The organism is Pseudomonas frederiksbergensis (assembly GCF_003732705.1).
GTDB classification, from domain to species: Bacteria; Pseudomonadota; Gammaproteobacteria; order Pseudomonadales; family Pseudomonadaceae; genus Aquipseudomonas; species Aquipseudomonas frederiksbergensis_F.
Genome location: NZ_MOBR01000019.1, coordinates 57,961 through 77,255 on the forward strand (window position 1 = coordinate 57,961; position 19,295 = coordinate 77,255).

Here is a 19,295-nt window from a genome sequence, read left to right on the forward strand (position 1 = left end):
GTGCGCAAACGGTCAAATGCGTCAATATTTATACATATGCGACATTAAGGTACGTTCGTGCCACTGTTTAAGACTTGTGGCCGTTCTGGATCTTGCAATGGGTATGGCCCCTGCATAAGTATCCGCAGGCACGACTCACGAGGTCGTCCTCTAATTCCAAAAATGACAACAAATCATGAGGCCACCATGCTTAAACACGCGGTCATTCCGTTTTTAGTCGGCGCCAGCTTGTTAGCTGCCGCACCTTTCGCCCAAGCGGCGACTAACCTGGTGTTTTGCTCCGAAGGGAGCCCGGCCGGTTTTGATCCTGGTCAGTACACCACCGGAACCGACTTCGACGCCTCTGCAGAAACCATGTTCAACCGCTTGACCCAGTTCGAGCGCGGCGGTACCGCTGTCATTCCAGGTTTGGCGACCAGCTGGGACATTACCCCGGACGGTCTGACGTACACCTTCCACCTGCGTGAAGGCGTCAAGTTCCACACCACCCCGTACTTCAAGCCTACTCGTGAGTTCAACGCCGACGACGTGCTGTTCACCTTTAATCGCATGATTAACAAGGATGATCCGTTCCGCAAAGCGTACCCGACTGAATTCCCGTACTTCACCGATATGGGGATGGACACCAACATCACCAAAATCGATAAAGTCGACGACAAAACCGTCAAGTTCACCCTGAAAGAAGTTGATGCTGCGTTCATTCAGAACATGGCCATGAGCTTCGCGTCTGTGCAATCCGCCGAGTACGCTGCCCAGCTGCTCAAGGAAGGCAAGCCTGCGGACATCAACCAGAAGCCGATCGGCACTGGCCCGTTCGTGTTCAAGAGCTACCAGAAAGACTCCAACATCCGCTACACCGGGAACAAGGACTACTGGAAGCCTGAAGACGTGAAGATCGACAACCTGATCTTCGCCATCACCACCGACCCGTCGGTACGTATCCAGAAGCTGAAGAAGAACGAGTGCCAGATCACTCTGTTCCCTCGTCCAGCCGACCTGAAAGCGTTGAAGGAAGATCCAACTCTGAAGATGCCTGACCAGGCCGGTTTCAACCTGGGCTACATCGCCTACAACGTGATGGACAAGGTCAAGGGCAGCAACGAGCCGAACCCACTGTCTGACATTCGGGTTCGTCAGGCGCTGGACATGGCCGTCAACAAGCCGCAAATCATCGATTCGGTTTATCAGGGCGCGGGCCAACTGGCCGTCAACGCCATGCCGCCGACCCAATGGTCCTACGACACCACCATCAAGGACGCCAAGTACGACCCTGAGAAAGCCAAAGCACTGCTCAAGGAAGCCGGCGTTAAAGAAGGCACCGAGATCGTTCTGTGGGCGATGCCGGTACAGCGTCCGTACAACCCGAACGCCAAGCTGATGGCTGAAATGCTGCAGTCCGACTGGAAGAAAATCGGCCTGAACGTGAAGATCACCAGCTACGAGTGGGGCGAGTACATCAAGCGTTCCAAAGGTGGCGAGAACCAGGCCATGATCATTGGCTGGAGCGGTGACAATGGTGATCCGGATAACTGGCTCAACGTTCTGTTCGGCTGCGACTCGCTGAGCGGCAACAACTTCTCCAAATGGTGCGACAAGAAGTTCGATGGCCTCGTAAAAGAAGCCAAGCGCACGACCGACCAGGGCAAGCGCACCGAACTGTATAAACAGGCGCAACACGTCCTCAAAGATGCAGTTCCAATGACACCTATCGCTCACTCGACGGTGTATCAACCCATGCGCACTACCGTGCAGGACTTCAAGATCAGCCCATTCGGCTTGAACTCCTTCTACGGCGTCAGCGTCAGCAAATAAGATTTGGCAACGGCGACGTTTTTAACGTCGCCGTTGCTTTATCTGCCGGGAATGTAGGAATTCTCTGACATCCAAATCCACTGCGTACCACAGCAGATGTTTAGGACGTGTCGGCTTTTCCTACGAGTTTTTCAGGCTTTTCCGCATTTACTGCCAGACCTACGGCCCATACCGTCGGATCTGACCAATTTGTGCGTGGGCTTTCGGTTTGCTGCGTCATGGTTTGAGATCAATGAAGCCTCTACGTCCCTGGACGGGACGGCGGCTCATTGTTAAACACTAAAAAAGTAGGGAGCGTTATGCGCCATACCTTGGTTTTATCCGCATTGCTGGGCACCGGCCTGTTGGCCGCCACTTCCATCAGCCAGGCCGCCAACAACAGCCTGGTGTTCTGCTCTGAAGGCAGCCCCGCCGGTTTCGACACGGCGCAGTACACCACTGCGACCGATAACGACGCCGCCGAACCGCTGTACAACCGACTGGCAGAGTTTGAAAAAGGCGCGACCAATGTCGTACCGGGCCTGGCCACCCAGTGGGATATTTCCGAGGACGGTCTGACCTACACCTTTCACCTGCGCGAAGGGGTGAAGTTCCACACCACGCCTTACTTCACGCCGACCCGCGATTTCAACGCCGATGACGTGCTGTTCACGTTCAATCGCATGCTCGATCCACAGCAACCCTTCCGAAAGGCTTATCCAACCGAGTTCCCGTATTTCAACGGGATGAGCCTGAACAAGAACATCGCCAAGGTCGAGAAGACCGGGCCGCTGACCGTGGTCATGACGCTCAACAGCGTCGACGCCGCGTTCATCCAGAACCTCGCCATGAGCTTCGCCGCCATCCTGTCTGCCGAATACGCCGACAAACTGCTGGCCGAGGGCAAACCGAGCGACATCAACCAGAAGCCGATCGGCACCGGGCCGTTCGTGTTCAAGAGTTACCAGAAAGACTCCAACATCCGCTACACCGGCAACCAGCAGTACTGGGACCCAAGCCGGGTCAAGCTCGACAACCTGATTTTCGCCATCAACACCGACGCCTCGGTGCGGGTGCAGAAGCTCAAGGCCAACGAATGCCAGATCACCCTGCATCCGCGCCCTGCCGATGTAACCGCCCTGAAGAACGACCCGAAACTCAAGCTCATCGAAAAGCCTGGTTTCAACCTCGGCTACATCGCCTATAACGTGCGGCACAAGCCGTTCGACCAGCTTGAAGTACGGCAGGCGCTGGATATGGCGGTGAACAAACAAAGCATTCTCAACGCTGTGTACCAGGGCGCCGGACAGTTGGCCGTCAATGCCATGCCGCCGACCCAGTGGTCCTACGACACCACCATTAAAGACGCCGCCTACAACCCGGAAAAAGCCAAGGAACTGCTCAAGGCTGCCGGTGTGAAGGAAGGCACCGAAATCACCCTTTGGGCCATGCCGGTCCAGCGCCCGTACAACCCCAATGCCAAGTTGATGGCCGAAATGCTCCAGGCGGACTGGGCGAAAATCGGCCTCAAGGTCAAGATCGTCAGCTACGAATGGGGCGAGTACATCAAGCGCACCAAGAATGGCGAGCACGACATCAGCCTGATCGGCTGGACCGGTGATAACGGGGACCCGGACAACTGGCTGGGCACGCTGTACAGCTGCGATGCCATCGGCGGCAACAACTACTCCATGTGGTGTGATCCGGCTTACGACAAGCTGGTCAAGCAGGCCAAGATCGTCACCGATCGTGACCAGCGCACCGTGCTTTACCAACAGGCGCAGCAATTGCTCAAGCAGCAAGTGCCGATCACGCCTATCGCTCACTCGACGGTCAACCAGCCGTTAAGCGCCAAAATCGAAGGGTTCAAGGTGAGCCCCTTTGGTCGCAACGTGTTCTCGGGTGTCAGCATAGAAAAATAACCGATAAGCCTAAAACGCTGGGGGCGGATTCCGCCCTCACGCAAGCGCATTGCCGTAATTCGCCGAACCGGCCTACAGCAAACGTTTGCGATGCCTTGTATGAGTTCTAACCAAATAGCCGGATCACCAAAAAAGACCGGCATTAAAAAAAGAAAGAAAGGAGCTTCACCCATGAAACTGAGCAGCACCGCGATTTTGGCCTTGGCCATCAGCAGCATCACCGCCACGGCGTACGCGGAATCCCAAAGCCAGGAATACACCCCGGTTACGGTCAATACCTCTAGCGCCCAAGCTGATGCAACCGGCTTCCTCGAAGGCTCGACGATCAAAGGCACCACCCGTAACTGGTACGCCAACGAGCAACTGAAACGTGGCGGTACTTTCACCTACCGCAAGGACGGCGTTGCAACGCCGACTGATCGTCGGATCAACTGGGTGCAGGGCACCATCGTCAATTTCAGCTCCGGTTTCACTCAGGGCACCGTCGGTGTCAGCACTGAATTGGCGGTCTACAACGCCGTCGCACTGGACCGTGATCGCAAGGACCTGGCGTCCAACAACGGTGGCGCACCGGGTTCCCGCCCAGGCGCCGGTAACAACCGTACCTTGACCACCGAGGGCGGTGACGCTCAAGGCCAGTGGAGCAAACTGGGCCTGGCCAACGTCAAGTTCCGCGTGTCGAACACCACCCTGACCGCCGGTCGCCAGAACTTCAGCACTCCGATCGTCGATAACATCGGCAACCGTCCACTGCCTTCGAGCTTTCAAGGTGTGAGCCTGCACAGCGAAGAGCTGAACAACCTGTCGTTCGACGCCGGCACCTTCGACCGCGTATCGCCGCGTACCGAAGAGAGCCTGTCGAAATTCCGCTCCGAGTACACCAACAACGGCGCTGAAACCGACCACGTCAACATCGTCGGCCTGAACTATCAGCCGCTGAAAAGCCTGAAGACCAGCCTCTACGCTTCCCAGGTTGAAGACTTCTGGAACCAGTACTACTTCGGCGCCACCCACGAACTGGGTGACAGCTCGGTTCTGAGCCTGACCACCGGCCTGAACTACTACAAAACCGTCGATGCCGGCAAAAAAGAGATGGGCGAAATCGACAACGACACCTACTCCCTGTCGTTCGGCCTGACTCACCAGGCCCACAGCCTGACCTTCTCGTACCAGGAAGTTAACGGTAACGAGTACTTCGACTACCTGCACGAAACCAACGGCATCTACCTGGCCAACTCCCTGCTGTCCGACTTCAACGGCCCGAACGAAAAATCGTTCCAGATCGCCTACGGCCTGAACATGGCTGAATACGGCGTGCCAGGCCTGAAGTTCAACATCTACCAGGCTCGCGGCTGGGGCATCGACGGTACTCACTACACCGGTACCGCCTACGACGTACGCAACATGGACGGCGAGCACCACTACGAATACGGCATCGGTACTTCGTACGCCGTACAGAGCGGCCCGCTCAAGGCCACCACCGTTCGCGCGACTTACACCACGCACCGTGCCAGCGAAAACCAGGCTGATGGCAGCATCAACGAGTTCCGTCTCGTGACCACCATCCCGTTCAACATTCTGTAAAAACACCAGCCGACGGCTGACTCATGACGAGTCGGCCGTTTGGCTTTTATCTGTTCAACCGATTGCAGAGGGTTCTTGATGAAAATGCTTCCCCTACGTGCGGCCATCGCTGCCGCGTTGCTGAGTGTCGCTGTTGGCGTCTCGGCCAAACCCCTGGTGGTCTGCACCGAAGCCAGTCCGGAAGGCTTCGACATGGTCCAGTACACGACTGCAGTCACAGCCGATGCGGTGGCCGAAACCATCTTCAATCGTCTGGCGGACTTCAAGCCCGGTACCACCGAAGTGGTTCCGGCACTGGCCGACTCCTGGGACATCAGCGAGGACGGACTGACCTACACGTTCCACCTGCGCAAAGGCGTCAAGTTCCACACCACCGAATACTTCAAGCCGACCCGCGACATGAACGCCGACGACGTGGTCTGGAGCTTCCAGCGCCAGCTGGACCCGAATCACCCGTGGCACAAACTGTCGAGCGTGGGCTTCCCGTACTTTGAAAGCATGGGCTTCAAGGAACTGCTCAAAAGTGTCGAGAAAGTCGACGACAACACCGTCACTTTCACCCTGACCCGCCGCGAAGCGCCGTTCCTGGCCGACATCGCCATGGCCTTCTCCTCGATCTACTCCGCCGAGTACGCCGATCAGTTGCTCAAGGCCAACAAGACCGGCGACCTGAACAACAAGCCGGTCGGCACCGGCCCGTTCATCTTCCAGCGTTACGCCAAGGATGCTCAGGTCCGGTTCAAGGCCAACCCGGAGTATTTCCGTGGCAAGCCACCGGCTGAAGCGCTGATTCTGGCCATCGCCACCGACAACAACGTGCGTCTGCAAAAGCTCAAGGCCAACGAGTGCCAGATCGCGCTGTATCCGAAGCCGGATGACATCCCGAGCATCAAGAAAGACAGCAACCTGAAGGTTGATGAACTGAACGCGATGACCGTTTCATACATCGCCATGAACACCACCCACAAGTACATGAGCGACGTGCGGGTGCGTAAGGCCATCGACATCGCCTTCGACAAAGCCGCCTATGTCAATGCGCTGTTTGGCAAAGGCAATGCGACGGTCGCGGTCAACCCGTACCCGGACACCTTGCTGGGTTACAACCACGATCTGAAGAACCCGCCACGTGACCTGGACAAGGCGCGCGCCTTGCTCAAGGAAGCCGGCGTACCGGAAGGCACGACGTTCACCCTGTTCACCCGTAACGGCGGCGGCCCGACCAACCCTAACCCGATGCTCGGCGCGCAGATGATGCAGGCTGACCTGGCCAAGGTCGGGATCAAGATCGACATCCGCGTCATGGAGTGGGGCGAGATGCTCAAGCGCGCCAAAAACGGCGAGCACGACATGGTTTCTGCCGGATGGGCGGGTGATAACGGCGACCCGGATAACTTCCTGACGCCTATGCTCAGTTGCGAGGCGGCCAAAAACGGCGAAAACTACGCGCGCTGGTGCAGTGAGAAATTTCAGACGCTGATCGATGAAGCCCGCGCTAAAGTGAACCCGGCTGAACGCGCAGCGCTCTACGAGCAAGCCCAAGAGGTCTTTAACCAGGACCAACCTTGGATCAGCATGGCCCACACCCGCATGTTTACCGCAATGCGCAACAACGTAGAGGGCTACCACATTAGCCCCCTCACCACTAATAACTTCGCCACCACTCAGGTGAAGTAGATAAGAAAACTCCCGGCGTCCCTGACCCCAGGGACGCCAGGCACGCCTAACCGGCTGATGAGGTAGCACACAAGATGTTTAGTTTTATTGCCCGCCGACTGGGGTTACTGATCCCCACGTTTTTCGGCATCACCCTGCTGACTTTCGCGTTGATTCGCATGATTCCGGGCGACCCCGTGGAAGTAATGATGGGCGAACGTCGGGTCGACCCCGAAATGCACGCCCAGGCAATGGAACGCCTAGGTCTGAACAAACCCCTGTATGCCCAATACCTGGATTACATCGGCAAGTTGGCCCATGGCGACCTTGGCGAATCCCTGCGTACTCGTGAAAGTGTCTGGACCGAGTTCAGCTCTCTATTCCCTGCGACCCTGGAGCTGTCCATGGCCGCCCTGTTGTTCGCCGGCGTCCTGGGCCTCCTGGCCGGGGTGATCGCGGCACTCAAGCGAGGATCCCTGTTCGACCATGGTGTGATGGGCATCTCCCTGGCGGGATATTCGATGCCGATCTTCTGGTGGGGCCTGATCCTGATCATGTTCTTCTCGGTGTCCCTGGGCTGGACCCCGGTGTCCGGGCGCATCGACCTGCTCTATGACATCGAGCCACGCACCGGTTTCATGCTCATCGACACCTTGCTGGCCGATGATGTTGGCGCCTTCTTCGATGCCCTGCATCACCTGATCCTGCCGGCCATCGTGCTCGGCACCATCCCGCTGGCCGTTATCGCGCGGATGACCCGTTCTTCGATGCTCGAAGTGCTGCGTGAAGACTACATCCGTACCGCCCGCGCCAAAGGCCTGTCGCCAGCTCGCGTGGTGTTCGTGCACGGTCTGCGCAACGCGCTGATCCCGGTACTAACCGTGGTCGGCCTGCAAGTCGGCACGTTGCTGGCCGGTGCAGTCCTGACCGAAACCATCTTCTCCTGGCCCGGCATCGGCAAATGGCTGATCGAAGCCATTGGCGCACGGGATTATCCCGTGGTGCAGAACGGCATCCTGTTAATCGCCTGCCTGGTGATTCTGGTCAACTTCGTAGTGGACATCCTCTACGGCTTTGCCAACCCACGCATTCGTCACCAGCGCTGAGATCATCATGACCATGACCACTCCAATTCCATCGGTAGCAGTCGATCAAAGCCTGCTGTACCCGTCCCCGTACAAAGAATTCTGGCAAGCCTTCTCCAAGAACAAAGGTGCCGTCGCCGGCCTGCTGTTCATGCTGCTGGTGATTTTCTGCGCGATCTTCGCGCCGTGGGTTGCCCCGCACAACCCGAGCGAGCAATACCGTGACTTCCTGCTGACCCCGCCGTCCTGGCTGGAAGGCGGGCAGATGCAATTCCTGCTCGGCACCGATGAACTGGGTCGCGACCTGCTGTCGCGGCTGATCAACGGTTCGCGCCTGTCCCTGCTGATCGGCTTGTCGTCGGTAGTGATGTCGCTGATTCCGGGCATCCTGTTGGGTCTGTTCGCCGGGTTCTTCCCGAAGGTACTCGGTCCAACCATCATGCGCCTGATGGACATCATGCTGGCCCTGCCGTCCCTGCTGCTGGCCGTGGCGATTGTCGCCATCCTCGGCCCTGGCCTGATCAACACCATTATCGCCATCGCCGTGGTTTCGCTGCCGTCCTATGTTCGTCTGACCCGCGCCGCGGTGATGGGCGAGCTGAACCGTGACTACGTGACCGCCGCGCGCCTGGCCGGTGCCGGCCTGCCACGCCTGATGTTCGTCACCGTGCTGCCCAACTGCATGGCGCCGTTGATCGTTCAAGCGACCCTGAGCTTCTCCTCGGCGATTCTCGATGCCGCGGCCCTGGGCTTCCTGGGCCTTGGCGTACAACCGCCAACCCCTGAGTGGGGCACCATGCTGGCTTCGGCTCGCGACTACATCGAACGCGCCTGGTGGGTGGTAAGTCTGCCCGGTTTGACCATTTTGCTCAGCGTGCTGGCAATCAACTTGATGGGCGACGGCCTGCGCGATGCGCTGGACCCGAAACTCAAGAACGCCGCCTGAGGAGATTCAAATGTCACTGTTAGAAATCAAGAATCTCAACGTTCGCTTCGGCGACAAGAACGCCGTTCCGGTGGTCGACGGTCTCGACATTACCGTGGACAAGGGCGAAGTCCTGGCCATCGTTGGCGAGTCGGGTTCGGGTAAATCCGTGACCATGATGGCGCTGATGGGCCTGATCGAGCATCCGGGGATCGTCACTGCCGACGCGCTGAATTTCGACGGCAAGAACATGCTCAAGCTCAGCAACCGTCAGCGTCGGCAAATTGTCGGCAAAGACCTGGCCATGGTGTTCCAGGACCCGATGACCGCGCTGAACCCGAGCTACACCGTCGGTTTCCAGATCGAAGAAGTGCTGCGCCTGCACCTGAAAATGTCCGGCAAGCAAGCGCGCAAGCGTGCCATCGAACTGCTGGAAAAAGTGGAAATCCCGGGCGCCGCCAGCCGTATGGAGGCCTACCCGCATCAACTGTCCGGCGGTATGAGCCAGCGTGTTGCGATCGCCATGGCGATTGCCGGCGAACCGAAACTGCTGATCGCCGACGAACCGACCACGGCCCTCGACGTGACCATTCAGGCCCAGATCATGGACCTGCTGCTGGCCCTGCAGAAAGAGCAGAACATGGGCCTGGTGCTGATCACTCACGACCTCGCGGTCGTGGCCGAAACCGCTCAGCGCGTGTGCGTGATGTACGCCGGTCAAGCGGTGGAAGTCGGTCAAGTGCCGCAACTGTTCGACATTCCGGCGCACCCGTACAGCGAAGCGCTGCTCAAGGCGATTCCGGAACACAGCCTCGGCGCCACGCGCCTGGCCACGTTGCCGGGCATCGTTCCCGGTCGTTATGACCGTCCGCAGGGTTGCCTGCTGTCGCCGCGTTGCCCGTACGTGCAGGATTCCTGCCGCCAGCAACGTCCCGGCCTTGACCCGAAAAGCAACAGCCTTGCCCGCTGCTTCTACCCGCTGAATCAGGAGGTGGCGTAATGGCCGTCGTACTTACCGCCCGCGACCTGACCCGTCATTACGAAGTGTCCCGTGGCCTGTTCAAGGGCCATGCGACCGTGCGCGCCCTGAACGGTGTGTCGTTTGAACTGGAAGCCGGCAAGACCCTCGCCGTCGTTGGCGAATCGGGTTGCGGCAAATCCACCCTGGCCCGCGCCCTGACGCTGATCGAAGAGCCGTCCTCCGGCTCCTTGAAAATCGCCGGGCAGGAAGTCACCGGTGCCGACAAGGCCCAGCGCAAGCAACTGCGCAAAGACGTGCAGATGGTGTTCCAGAGCCCGTACGCCTCGTTGAATCCACGGCAGAAAGTCGGTGACCAGCTCGGCGAGCCGCTGCTGATCAACACCAACCTGTCGGCCGCCGAACGTCGCGAGAAAGTCCAGGCGATGATGAAGCAGGTGGGCTTGCGTCCAGAGCACTACCAGCGTTATCCGCATATGTTCTCCGGCGGTCAGCGCCAGAGGATCGCCCTGGCTCGCGCGATGATGCTACAACCGAAAGTGCTGGTGGCGGACGAACCGACCTCGGCGCTGGACGTGTCGATCCAGGCGCAGGTTCTGAACCTGTTCATGGACTTGCAGCAAGAGTTCAACACCGCCTACGTGTTCATCTCCCACAACCTGGCAGTCGTCCAGCACGTGGCCGATGACGTGATGGTGATGTACCTCGGCCGCCCGGTGGAAATGGGCCCGAAGAACGACATCTACGAACGTCCGCTGCACCCGTACACCCAGGCGTTGCTGTCGGCCACCCCGACCATTCACCCGGACCCGAACAAGCCGAAAATCAAAATCGTCGGCGAATTGCCCAACCCGTTGAACCCACCGTCCGGCTGCGCGTTCCACAAGCGCTGCCCGTACGCCACCGAGCGCTGCAGCACCGAAGAGCCGGCCCTGCGCCTGCTCGACAGTCGCCAAGTGGCTTGCCACTACGCCGAGCAATTCCTCGACGGCGCGGCATAAAAAATGTGGGAGCGCGCTTGCTCGCGAAAGCGGTGTGTCATTCAACAGTGATGTCGACTGACACGGCCTCTTCGCGAGCAAGCCCGCTCCCATAGGGATTGCGGTGTTCTTACCAAGTTGACCAAACCCCTTTTCCCGGATTGCGCATCAGTCCGGTAGAAGGGGTTTTCTTTTGCCTGCGATTTACGACTGGCTGTCGTCTTCGTCGGCATCATCGGGATCCGGCTCGTCGGTGGTCGAGTCGTCATCACCGGCGCTGCCGCCCTGCCCTATATTACCGCCCTCGGAGTCGTCCGCAGCGATCATCATGCCCGTGTGCACTACCTGCCCGCTCGAGGCCTGTTCACCATGGGCCGGGCAATCGGCCCACGCCGCTGACATACCCACGGACAGCATCACCAAAACCTTCAGCAACAACACAATGCGTTGAAAAATGCTCATAGCCGATTCCATCCTTTCTGAGATGCAGCATAAGTGCCTGACGGCGCATGACCCGAATGCCGTGGCGCTGAATAAAATCTAGTTCCGATCAGCCGGGTTCTCCAGATAGGACGCTAATGAATGGCGGTAATTGCCGTTGAGACAGAGATTGGTTTGGAATAAAGGTTATGCCGAAAAGATCAAAAGATCGCAGCCTTCGGCAGCTCTTACGATCCGGTGTAGGAGTTGCCGAAGGCTGCGATCTTTTGATCTTGGCTATCGATATTCCGCTGTATTAAGGTAATTCTGATTTTCGAGACAAAGGCCGATGCCATGGATCTGTCGCCGACAGGACGAACAATGGCAAATAGTTTTCCATCAAGGGACATTTATTCATCCGCGATAATTAACACCGATCACTTAACTTTCGATGCCAACCCCGGACTTCAATATCGGGCAACTTTAACGACCCGTCCGTTATTCGAATAACCGGTCAGATTTGCACTACCCACCAGCCTTGCTTTTCCACCATCACCCTGCTCATCCCAGGCATTGAAATTGAAACTGAACTCAATTTTTTCATTTCCAGTCGTATTATCGATGGCATGCACCTGAAGGGTACCACCCGGCAATGTGGTCCACTGGACCCTGCGCCCCACTTCAAGAGATACAAATTGCCCATCTACCGCTTCTGAGTCCGGGTAAAATTTCAATGTTTGGCCGGCCTTGATTTCTTTGTAATCAAGAAACGTAATAGCAATACGTAAATCGCCCTCGTAATCATCATTAGGTTGAACAATCAGCATATTCGAAGGCACAGGTCTGAAATCAATAAATGCTTCCTTGAGATCAAAGCTTCTTGTCCCGCCATCGGGGAATTTTATTTCAGCCTTGAAATGTCCTTTGGTCAGTCTTTCCTCTGCAAGCCAATCTTCGCCCCTGGCGCCGTTAACATACCCATTGGCAAACGCCTCTCCCTTATAGTGATAAGTATTATGAGGAAGACTAAACACCAGATCGAAGGCCACCTTCAAATGGCCAGAATCGTAGTCGTACTCCAAGACTGTAACCGTTCCCTGCGGGTTCATGCTGAGGCCCTCAGGAACCGTCATATGTGCATATACCCGAGTGCCCGGCCCGCCGACTCCCGGCGAGTATGTTTTTCCTGCTTGCATATCTGCGAAGTCACGAAAGTCAATAAGCAGACCCTTATCGAACGATTCAAACGTAGACATCACCAAAAGACGAAAATCCGACATCCGCCTCAGTTCAACTTCATCAGCGTTATAGCGGAAGTTCTTGGACGTCTCTGGCATTACAACAACTTCAGCCTTACAAAACGAGTTGTTGTTTTTAGAAATTCGCATGACCCTCTCCTTTATCATTCGAACGGTGTTACCACAAGCTGACTATTCTTAGTAACAAATCACGCGCTACTGATACAAGTGACAATAAAACGTTTCAGCAGCTCCATACGAAACGTTAGAGCTAATGGTCATTTAGACAATACCAACAATAACCTCACTCTGTTTTCACAACGGCTTCAGATATCACATCAGCACGATCACTCATGGGTGATTAGAAAAAACAGCACTTACTTTCTATGGCGACTCAATGGCTCATCACGTTATTCAAATGTTTTTCTAGCCTCAGCCGGAAGCTTCGAAGACTCAATGATCTCATTAATATTTCCGCGACCGGCAAGAGCAACAGTCAAACCATTTTGCTCAATATAACTTTCGAAATGAAACGTGAGCTGCTGCTTACTCAGGTCATAATGATCAATGTATAACTTCCCTGACTTCACATCCCGAAAGCCTCCTCCCGTATGAGAGTCATAATAATGAATTGACGCTTTCGGAATGGGCAGAGATGCGTGATTCCCAATATCGTAGATATCGCCGTTTTTAATTGCACGCACATCATTCAACCAAACATTACATTGAAGACGGCGATCATCGCTGAAGATCGGCGCTACATCCAACTGGTTGGTCGAATGCAGCGCTACCCACGTCCGCTGTGCCTCGATTTCGGGGCCCGCATTTTGTTCGAATGAGAATTCATTTATTCCTGAATCGTGCTTATCGTTCAAGATGCTCTCCTTGCTTAATGGGTACTAAGCAAATTGCTCATGGCCATATGTAGCAACAGGATTTCCCCAGGTCTACTGTCAACTTTGACAGTGAATCGTTTCAGCAAGCATGACTGTCGGCAAATCAGTCCGGCCTATTTCGGGCTACCCATGAGTGTGACGGACGTAACCGCAGACAATAAAAAGGGCGAAGCCATCACAGCTTCGCCCTTCTGCCTAACGCTCAGCGCTTAATGATGCTCACGCGTCGCGCGGAATTTCACATCAGGCCAGCGCTCTTCCATCAGCGCCAGGTTAACCCGGGTCGGGGCCAGGTAGGTCAGGTGACCACCGCCATCGACCGCCAGGTTTTCCACAGCCTTGATGCTGAACTCTTCGAGCTTCTTCTTATCGCTGCAATCGATCCAGCGCGCGGAGTACACGGTGATCGGCTCGTAGGAGCATTCGACCTTGTATTCCTCTTTCAAGCGGCTGGCGACCACATCGAACTGCAGCACACCGACGGCGCCGAGGATGATGTCGTTGCTGCGCTCCGGGAAGAACACCTGGGTCGCGCCCTCTTCCGCCAATTGCTGCAAACCCTGGCGCAGTTGCTTGGATTTCAGCGGGTCACGCAGGCGTACGCGGCGGAACAGTTCCGGGGCGAAGTGCGGGATGCCGGTGAAGCCCAGGACTTCGCCTTCGGTGAAGGTGTCGCCGATCTGGATGGTGCCGTGGTTGTGCAAACCGATGATGTCGCCGGCGAAGGCTTCTTCCAGTTGCTCACGCTCGGAGGAGAAGAAGGTCAGCGCATCGCCGATCCGTACGTCTTTGCCGGTGCGCACGTGGCGCATCTTCATGCCTTTTTCGTACTTGCCGGAGCAGATACGCATGAAGGCGATGCGGTCGCGGTGTTTGGGGTCCATGTTCGCCTGGATCTTGAACACGAAACCGGCGAACTTCTCTTCGACCGGTTCTACGGTGCGCTCATTGGCGACACGGGCCAGGGGTTTCGGCGCCCAGTTGACCACGGCGTCGAGCACGTGATCGACACCGAAGTTGCCCAGTGCAGTACCGAAGAACACCGGGGTCAGTTGGCCGTCGAGGAATTCCTGTTGATTGAATTCGTGGCAGGCGCCCTGCACCAGTTCCAGCTGATCGACGAAACGATCGTATTCGTCACCGAGGTGCGCGCGGGCTTCGTCGGAGTCGAGTTTCTCGATGATTTTCACATCGGTACGTTCGTGGCCGTGACCGGCGGTGTAGACGATGATGTAGTCGTCGGCGAGGTGATAAACGCCCTTGAAGTCGCGGTAGCAACCGATCGGCCAGGTGATCGGCGCAGCCTTGATCTTCAGGACCGCTTCGATTTCGTCGAGCAGTTCGATCGGGTCACGGATATCACGGTCGAGTTTGTTGATGAAGCTGACAATCGGCGTGTCCCGCAGACGGCAGACGTCCATCAGCGCGATGGTCCGAGGCTCAACACCTTTACCGCCGTCGAGGACCATCAAGGCCGAGTCCACTGCCGTCAGGGTACGGTAGGTATCTTCGGAGAAGTCTTCGTGGCCCGGGGTGTCGAGCAGGTTGATCATGTGGTCGCGATACGGGAACTGCATGACCGACGTGGTAATCGAGATACCACGCTGCTTTTCCATTTCCATCCAGTCGGAGGTGGCATGGCGGTCGGACTTGCGAGACTTCACCGTGCCCGCAATCGCAATCGCCTTGCCCATCAGCAAGAGTTTCTCGGTGATGGTGGTTTTACCGGCATCGGGGTGGGAAATAATGGCGAAAGTGCGGCGTTTCGCGACTTCGGCGGCCTGTTTGGTCATGGGAAATCGCCTGGCAGGTGATTCAAAAAAGGGCGGCGAGTATAGCGCAAACCGAGCGTTACGGACCACCGCTCGCCCTGTCGCCCATGGCGATTAACGGGACCGTCGGGCCATCAAGGGTGGCTAATTGCTGTTAATTATGGAACCTTTTAAAAGGTAGAGACGTCCACTCCCCTGTTACAGCTCTCGTAGCAGGGTTTGAAAAACCTGCAAGTTAGCCTGACGAGGCTGCGCTTATGGCTCGATCTCATGCGGTTTCATCAGCATGAAGAGCTGCTTCTCGCGAATGTTGATTTCCCGGCAGCCAGTGATGGCATTGCCACACGGGCTGCGTTCGCCGACAAAGAAAAAAAGGAGTCCGCCTGTGGCTATTCGCTATGGCAAGGGGCTTATAGGAGGTGCGGTTGTCGTCGCACTCCTGGCCCTGCTGGTCCACTGGATTGGCATCAACACGATCGAACATTACCGCGACGATTTGTTGTTTTACCTGCAAGCTCACTTGATCCTCGTCCTTGTCTCCATGCTGGCCGCCCTCGTTGTGGGCATACCCGCCGGTATCTTCCTCAGCCGCCCCAACATGGTGGGCCGCGCTGAACGCTTCATGCAGATCTTCAACATCGGCAACACCGTGCCGCCTCTCGCCGTACTGGCCATCGCCCTGGGGATTCTGGGCATCGGCAGCGGCCCGGCGATCTTCGCCCTGTTCCTCGCCTCGCTGTTGCCGATTGTGCGCAACACCTATGAAGGCCTGAAAAATGTGCAGGGTTCGCTGAAAGAAGCGGCGGTCGGCATCGGCATGACGCCCACCCAAGTGCTGTGGCGGGTCGAACTGCCGAACGCGGTGCCGATCATCATTGGTGGCGTGCGCGTGGCCCTGGCGATCAACGTCGGTACCGCACCGCTGGCGTTCCTGATCGGCGCGAACAGCCTGGGCAGCCTGATTTTCCCTGGCATCGCCCTGAACAATCAGCCGCAACTGCTGCTCGGCGCGGCGTGCACCGCCCTGCTGGCCTTGCTGCTCGACGGCCTGGTGACACTCGCCAGCCGCCTCTGGCTCGAACGCGGCCTACGCCCGTCTTAAGCCTCGGCAAAGGAATTTTTATGAAGAAATTAAGCTTGATACTAGGCTGCGCCCTGCTGTTCGCAGGATTTGCCCAAGCCGCTGAAAAACCCGTGATCCGCATCGGCGCCCGGGTGTTCACCGAACAAACCCTGCTGGCGGAAATCACCTCCCAATACCTGCGAACCAAGGGTTACGACACCCAGGTCACCGGCGGTCTGGGCAGCACCCTGGCCCGCAGCGCCCAAGAAAGTGGCCAGCTGGATTTGATGTGGGAATACACCGGTGTGTCGCTGGTGGCTTACAACCATATCACTGACAAGCTCGACAGCGCTCAGTCCTACGCCAAGGTGAAAGAAGTCGACGCGAAAAAAGGCCTGGTCTGGCTCACGCCGTCGAAATTCAGCAACACCTACGCCCTGGCCTTGCCGGAAAAAACTGCGCAGGCCTATCCGCAGATCAACACCATCAGCGAGTTGAACACGGTGATGCAGGCTGAGGCGAAGACCAATCACCTGGTGGCCCTGGACACCGAGTTCGCCAACCGCTCCGACGGTCTGGAGGGCATGGTCAATCTGTACGGCATGAACCTGACCCGCAAAAACACCCGGCAGATGGACGCCGGGCTGGTCTACACCGCCCTGCGTAACAGCCAGGTGTTTGCCGGTCTGGTCTACACCACCGACGGTCGCTTGAACGCCTTCAAGCTGAAACTGCTCGAAGACGACAAGCATTACTTCCCGGACTACACCGCCGCACCGGTAGTGCGTCAGGTTTACCTCGACGCCCATCCGAAACTCGCCGAAGAACTCAAGCCACTGGCTGAACTGTTCGACGACGCCACCATGCGTGCGCTTAACGCCCGGGTCGATGTCGATCACGAAAGCCCTTCATCGGTTGCCGCAGATTTCCTGCGCCAGCATCCGATCAACTGAGGAGGAGAAGACATGGAATTTTTGAACGCCTTTTCCCATCTCGATTGGCCGCTGGTCCTGCACCTGACCTGGCAGCACATCACCCTGGTCGGCATCGCCGTGACCTTGGCGATCCTCGTGGGCGTGCCGCTGGGCATCCTGATGACGCGCTTCCCGTCCCTCGCCGGTCCCTTGCAAGCCAGCGCCACGGTGCTGCTGACCGTGCCGTCGATTGCGCTGTTCGGCCTGCTGCTGCCGTTCTACTCCAAGTTCGGCCAGGGCCTGGGCCCGATGCCGGCGATTACCGCGGTGTTTTTGTATTCGCTGCTGCCGATCATGCGTAACACCTATCTGGCGCTGACCGGCGTCGAACCCGGCATTCGCGAAGCCGCCCGTGGCATCGGCATGACCTTCGGCCAGCGCCTGCGCATGGTTGAACTGCCGATCGCGGTGCCGGTGATCCTCGCCGGTGTGCGCACCGCCGTGGTCATGAACATTGGTGTCATGACCATCGCCGCGACCATCGGCGCCGGTGGCCTCGGTGTACTTATTCTCGCTTCCATCAGCCGCAGCGACATGTCGATGCTGATCGTCGGCGCCGTGCTGGTCAGTCTCCTGGCCATCTTCGCCGACCTGCTTCTGCAATGGCTGCAACGCACGCTGACTCCAAAAGGACTGCTCAAATGATCGAACTTCAAAACCTCAGCAAGACCTTCCAAAGCAACGGCAAAGATGTGAAAGCCGTGGACTCGGTAAGCCTGACCGTCAATGAAGGCGAAATCTGTGTGTTCCTCGGACCATCGGGCTGTGGCAAAAGCACCACGCTGAAGATGATCAATCGCCTGATCAAGCCGACTTCGGGCAAGATCCTGATCAACGGCGAAGACACCACCGACCTCGACGAAGTGACCCTGCGTCGCAACATCGGTTATGTGATCCAGCAAATCGGTCTGTTCCCGAACATGACCATCGAGGAAAACATCACCATCGTTCCGCGCCTGCTGGGCTGGGACAAACAGAAATGCCACGACCGCGCTCGCGAGTTGATGAGCATGATCAAGCTCGAACCCAAGCAGTACCTGAATCGCTATCCGCGTGAATTGTCCGGTGGTCAGCAGCAACGGATCGGCGTGATTCGTGCGCTGGCGGCGGATGCGCCGTTGTTGTTGATGGATGAGCCGTTCGGCGCGGTCGACCCGATCAACCGCGAGATGATCCAGAACGAGTTTTTCGAGATGCAGCGTGCGCTGAACAAGACTGTGATCATGGTCAGCCACGACATCGACGAAGCGATCAAGCTGGGCGACAAAATTGCGATCTTCCGTGCCGGCAAGCTGCTGCAGATCGATCACCCGGACACCCTGCTGGCGCACCCGGCGGATGACTTTGTCAGCAACTTCGTCGGCCAGGACAGCACCCTCAAGCGTCTGTTGCTGGTGAAAGCCGAAGACGCGGCGGACAACGCGCCGTCGGTGAGCCCGGAAACGCCGGTGGCTGAAGCCCTGGAACTGATGGACGAACTGGACCGTCGTTATGTGGTGGTCACGGATGGTGAGAACAAGGCGCTCGGTTATGTACGACGTCGCGACCTGCACCGTCAGGCCGGGACGTGCGGGCAGTATTTGCGCGAGTTCAACGCCACGGCGGCGTTTGACGAGCATTTGCGCATCCTGCTGTCGCGCATGTACGAGTTCAACCGCTCGTGGCTGCCGGTGATGGATGCCGAGCGGGTGTTCCTGGGGGAAGTGACTCAGGAATCGATTGCCGAGTACCTGAGTTCCGGTAAGTCCCGTGGTGGCAAGACCAGCATTGTTTCGCCGGCCGAGACTGCTGTCGCCTGATCTGACGCCTTCGCGGGCAAGCCTCGCTCCTACAGGTGCGGTGTCGTACGCAACATCACGGCATACCGAAAACCTGTAGGAGCGAGGCTTGCCCGCGAATGGGGCACCACAAATCCCCTTGAGACACCTCAAATTGATCGTTCCCACGCGCTGCGTGGGAATGCCGCCCGGGACGCTCTGCGTCCGCCCTTTGAGACGCGGAGCGTCTCCGGAT

At 57.5% G+C, this 19,295-nt stretch carries 16 protein-coding genes; 12 read left to right on the plus strand and 4 right to left on the minus strand.

What is annotated here, in order from left to right:
- Window positions 1-186 precede the first annotated feature (186 nt).
- From BK667_RS20680 to BK667_RS20715, 8 genes are all read left to right on the plus strand, one after another.
- The gene (locus BK667_RS20680) at window positions 187-1,812 is read left to right on the plus strand and encodes an ABC transporter substrate-binding protein (protein ID WP_123516394.1); all 1,626 of its coding nucleotides are present in this window, start codon (window positions 187-189) and stop codon (window positions 1,810-1,812) included.
- Between the two features lie 299 nt (window positions 1,813-2,111).
- On the plus strand, window positions 2,112-3,713 hold the full coding sequence (locus tag BK667_RS20685; RefSeq protein WP_123516396.1) for an ABC transporter substrate-binding protein: 1,602 nt from the start codon (window positions 2,112-2,114) through the stop codon (window positions 3,711-3,713).
- A gap of 171 nt (window positions 3,714-3,884) precedes the next feature.
- A complete protein-coding gene (locus BK667_RS20690; protein ID WP_123516398.1) occupies window positions 3,885-5,297 on the plus strand; it encodes an OprD family porin in 1,413 nt (470 codons plus the stop codon).
- Between the two features lie 78 nt (window positions 5,298-5,375).
- The gene (locus tag BK667_RS20695; protein WP_123516400.1) at window positions 5,376-6,971 is read left to right on the plus strand and encodes an ABC transporter substrate-binding protein; all 1,596 of its coding nucleotides are present in this window, start codon (window positions 5,376-5,378) and stop codon (window positions 6,969-6,971) included.
- Between the two features lie 74 nt (window positions 6,972-7,045).
- Complete coding sequence (locus BK667_RS20700; RefSeq protein WP_123516402.1) at window positions 7,046-8,056, plus strand: ABC transporter permease subunit; 1,011 nt, start codon at window positions 7,046-7,048, stop codon at window positions 8,054-8,056.
- A gap of 13 nt (window positions 8,057-8,069) precedes the next feature.
- The gene (locus tag BK667_RS20705) at window positions 8,070-8,981 is read left to right on the plus strand and encodes an ABC transporter permease subunit (protein WP_123516600.1); all 912 of its coding nucleotides are present in this window, start codon (window positions 8,070-8,072) and stop codon (window positions 8,979-8,981) included.
- A gap of 10 nt (window positions 8,982-8,991) precedes the next feature.
- Window positions 8,992-9,960, plus strand: a complete 969-nt coding sequence (locus tag BK667_RS20710; RefSeq protein WP_123598728.1) for an ABC transporter ATP-binding protein — start codon at window positions 8,992-8,994, stop codon at window positions 9,958-9,960.
- Window positions 9,960-10,940 (plus strand): peptide ABC transporter ATP-binding protein, encoded by a 981-nt coding sequence (locus BK667_RS20715; RefSeq protein ID WP_046045819.1) that lies wholly within the window; start codon window positions 9,960-9,962, stop codon window positions 10,938-10,940. Before BK667_RS20710 ends, BK667_RS20715 begins: the two co-directional genes overlap by 1 nt.
- A 183-nt stretch (window positions 10,941-11,123) precedes the next feature.
- Here the strand turns inward: BK667_RS20715 and BK667_RS20725 are convergent, their stop codons facing one another.
- From BK667_RS20725 to BK667_RS20740, 4 genes are all read right to left on the minus strand, one after another.
- Window positions 11,124-11,381 carry a hypothetical protein gene (locus BK667_RS20725; protein WP_123598729.1) on the minus strand — a complete coding sequence of 86 codons (258 nt, stop codon included), beginning with the start codon at window positions 11,379-11,381 and terminating at the stop codon, window positions 11,124-11,126.
- A 425-nt stretch (window positions 11,382-11,806) separates the two neighbouring features.
- A complete protein-coding gene (locus BK667_RS20730; protein ID WP_123598730.1) occupies window positions 11,807-12,727 on the minus strand; it encodes a hypothetical protein in 921 nt (306 codons plus the stop codon).
- A 260-nt stretch (window positions 12,728-12,987) separates the two neighbouring features.
- Complete coding sequence (locus tag BK667_RS20735; RefSeq protein ID WP_123598731.1) at window positions 12,988-13,452, minus strand: hypothetical protein; 465 nt, start codon at window positions 13,450-13,452, stop codon at window positions 12,988-12,990.
- 230 nt (window positions 13,453-13,682) lie between these two features.
- Entirely contained in the window at window positions 13,683-15,266 is a 1,584-nt protein-coding gene (locus BK667_RS20740) for a peptide chain release factor 3 (protein ID WP_123598732.1), read from the minus strand.
- Window positions 15,267-15,630: 364 nt separating this feature from the next.
- Between BK667_RS20740 and BK667_RS20745 the strand changes: the two genes are divergently transcribed.
- From BK667_RS20745 to BK667_RS20760, 4 genes are read left to right on the plus strand one after another with little or no spacing between them, the layout of a single operon-like run.
- Window positions 15,631-16,347, plus strand: a complete 717-nt coding sequence (locus tag BK667_RS20745) for an ABC transporter permease (protein ID WP_123516416.1) — start codon at window positions 15,631-15,633, stop codon at window positions 16,345-16,347.
- 20 nt (window positions 16,348-16,367) lie between these two features.
- Complete coding sequence (locus BK667_RS20750) at window positions 16,368-17,261, plus strand: glycine betaine ABC transporter substrate-binding protein (RefSeq protein WP_123516418.1); 894 nt, start codon at window positions 16,368-16,370, stop codon at window positions 17,259-17,261.
- Window positions 17,262-17,273: 12 nt separating this feature from the next.
- On the plus strand, window positions 17,274-17,927 hold the full coding sequence (locus BK667_RS20755; RefSeq protein WP_123405206.1) for an ABC transporter permease: 654 nt from the start codon (window positions 17,274-17,276) through the stop codon (window positions 17,925-17,927).
- Entirely contained in the window at window positions 17,924-19,081 is a 1,158-nt protein-coding gene (locus BK667_RS20760) for an osmoprotectant ABC transporter ATP-binding protein OsmV (RefSeq protein WP_123598733.1), read from the plus strand. The genes BK667_RS20755 and BK667_RS20760 overlap by 4 nt, the downstream gene beginning before the upstream one ends.
- The last annotated feature ends 214 nt before the right edge of the window (window positions 19,082-19,295 follow it).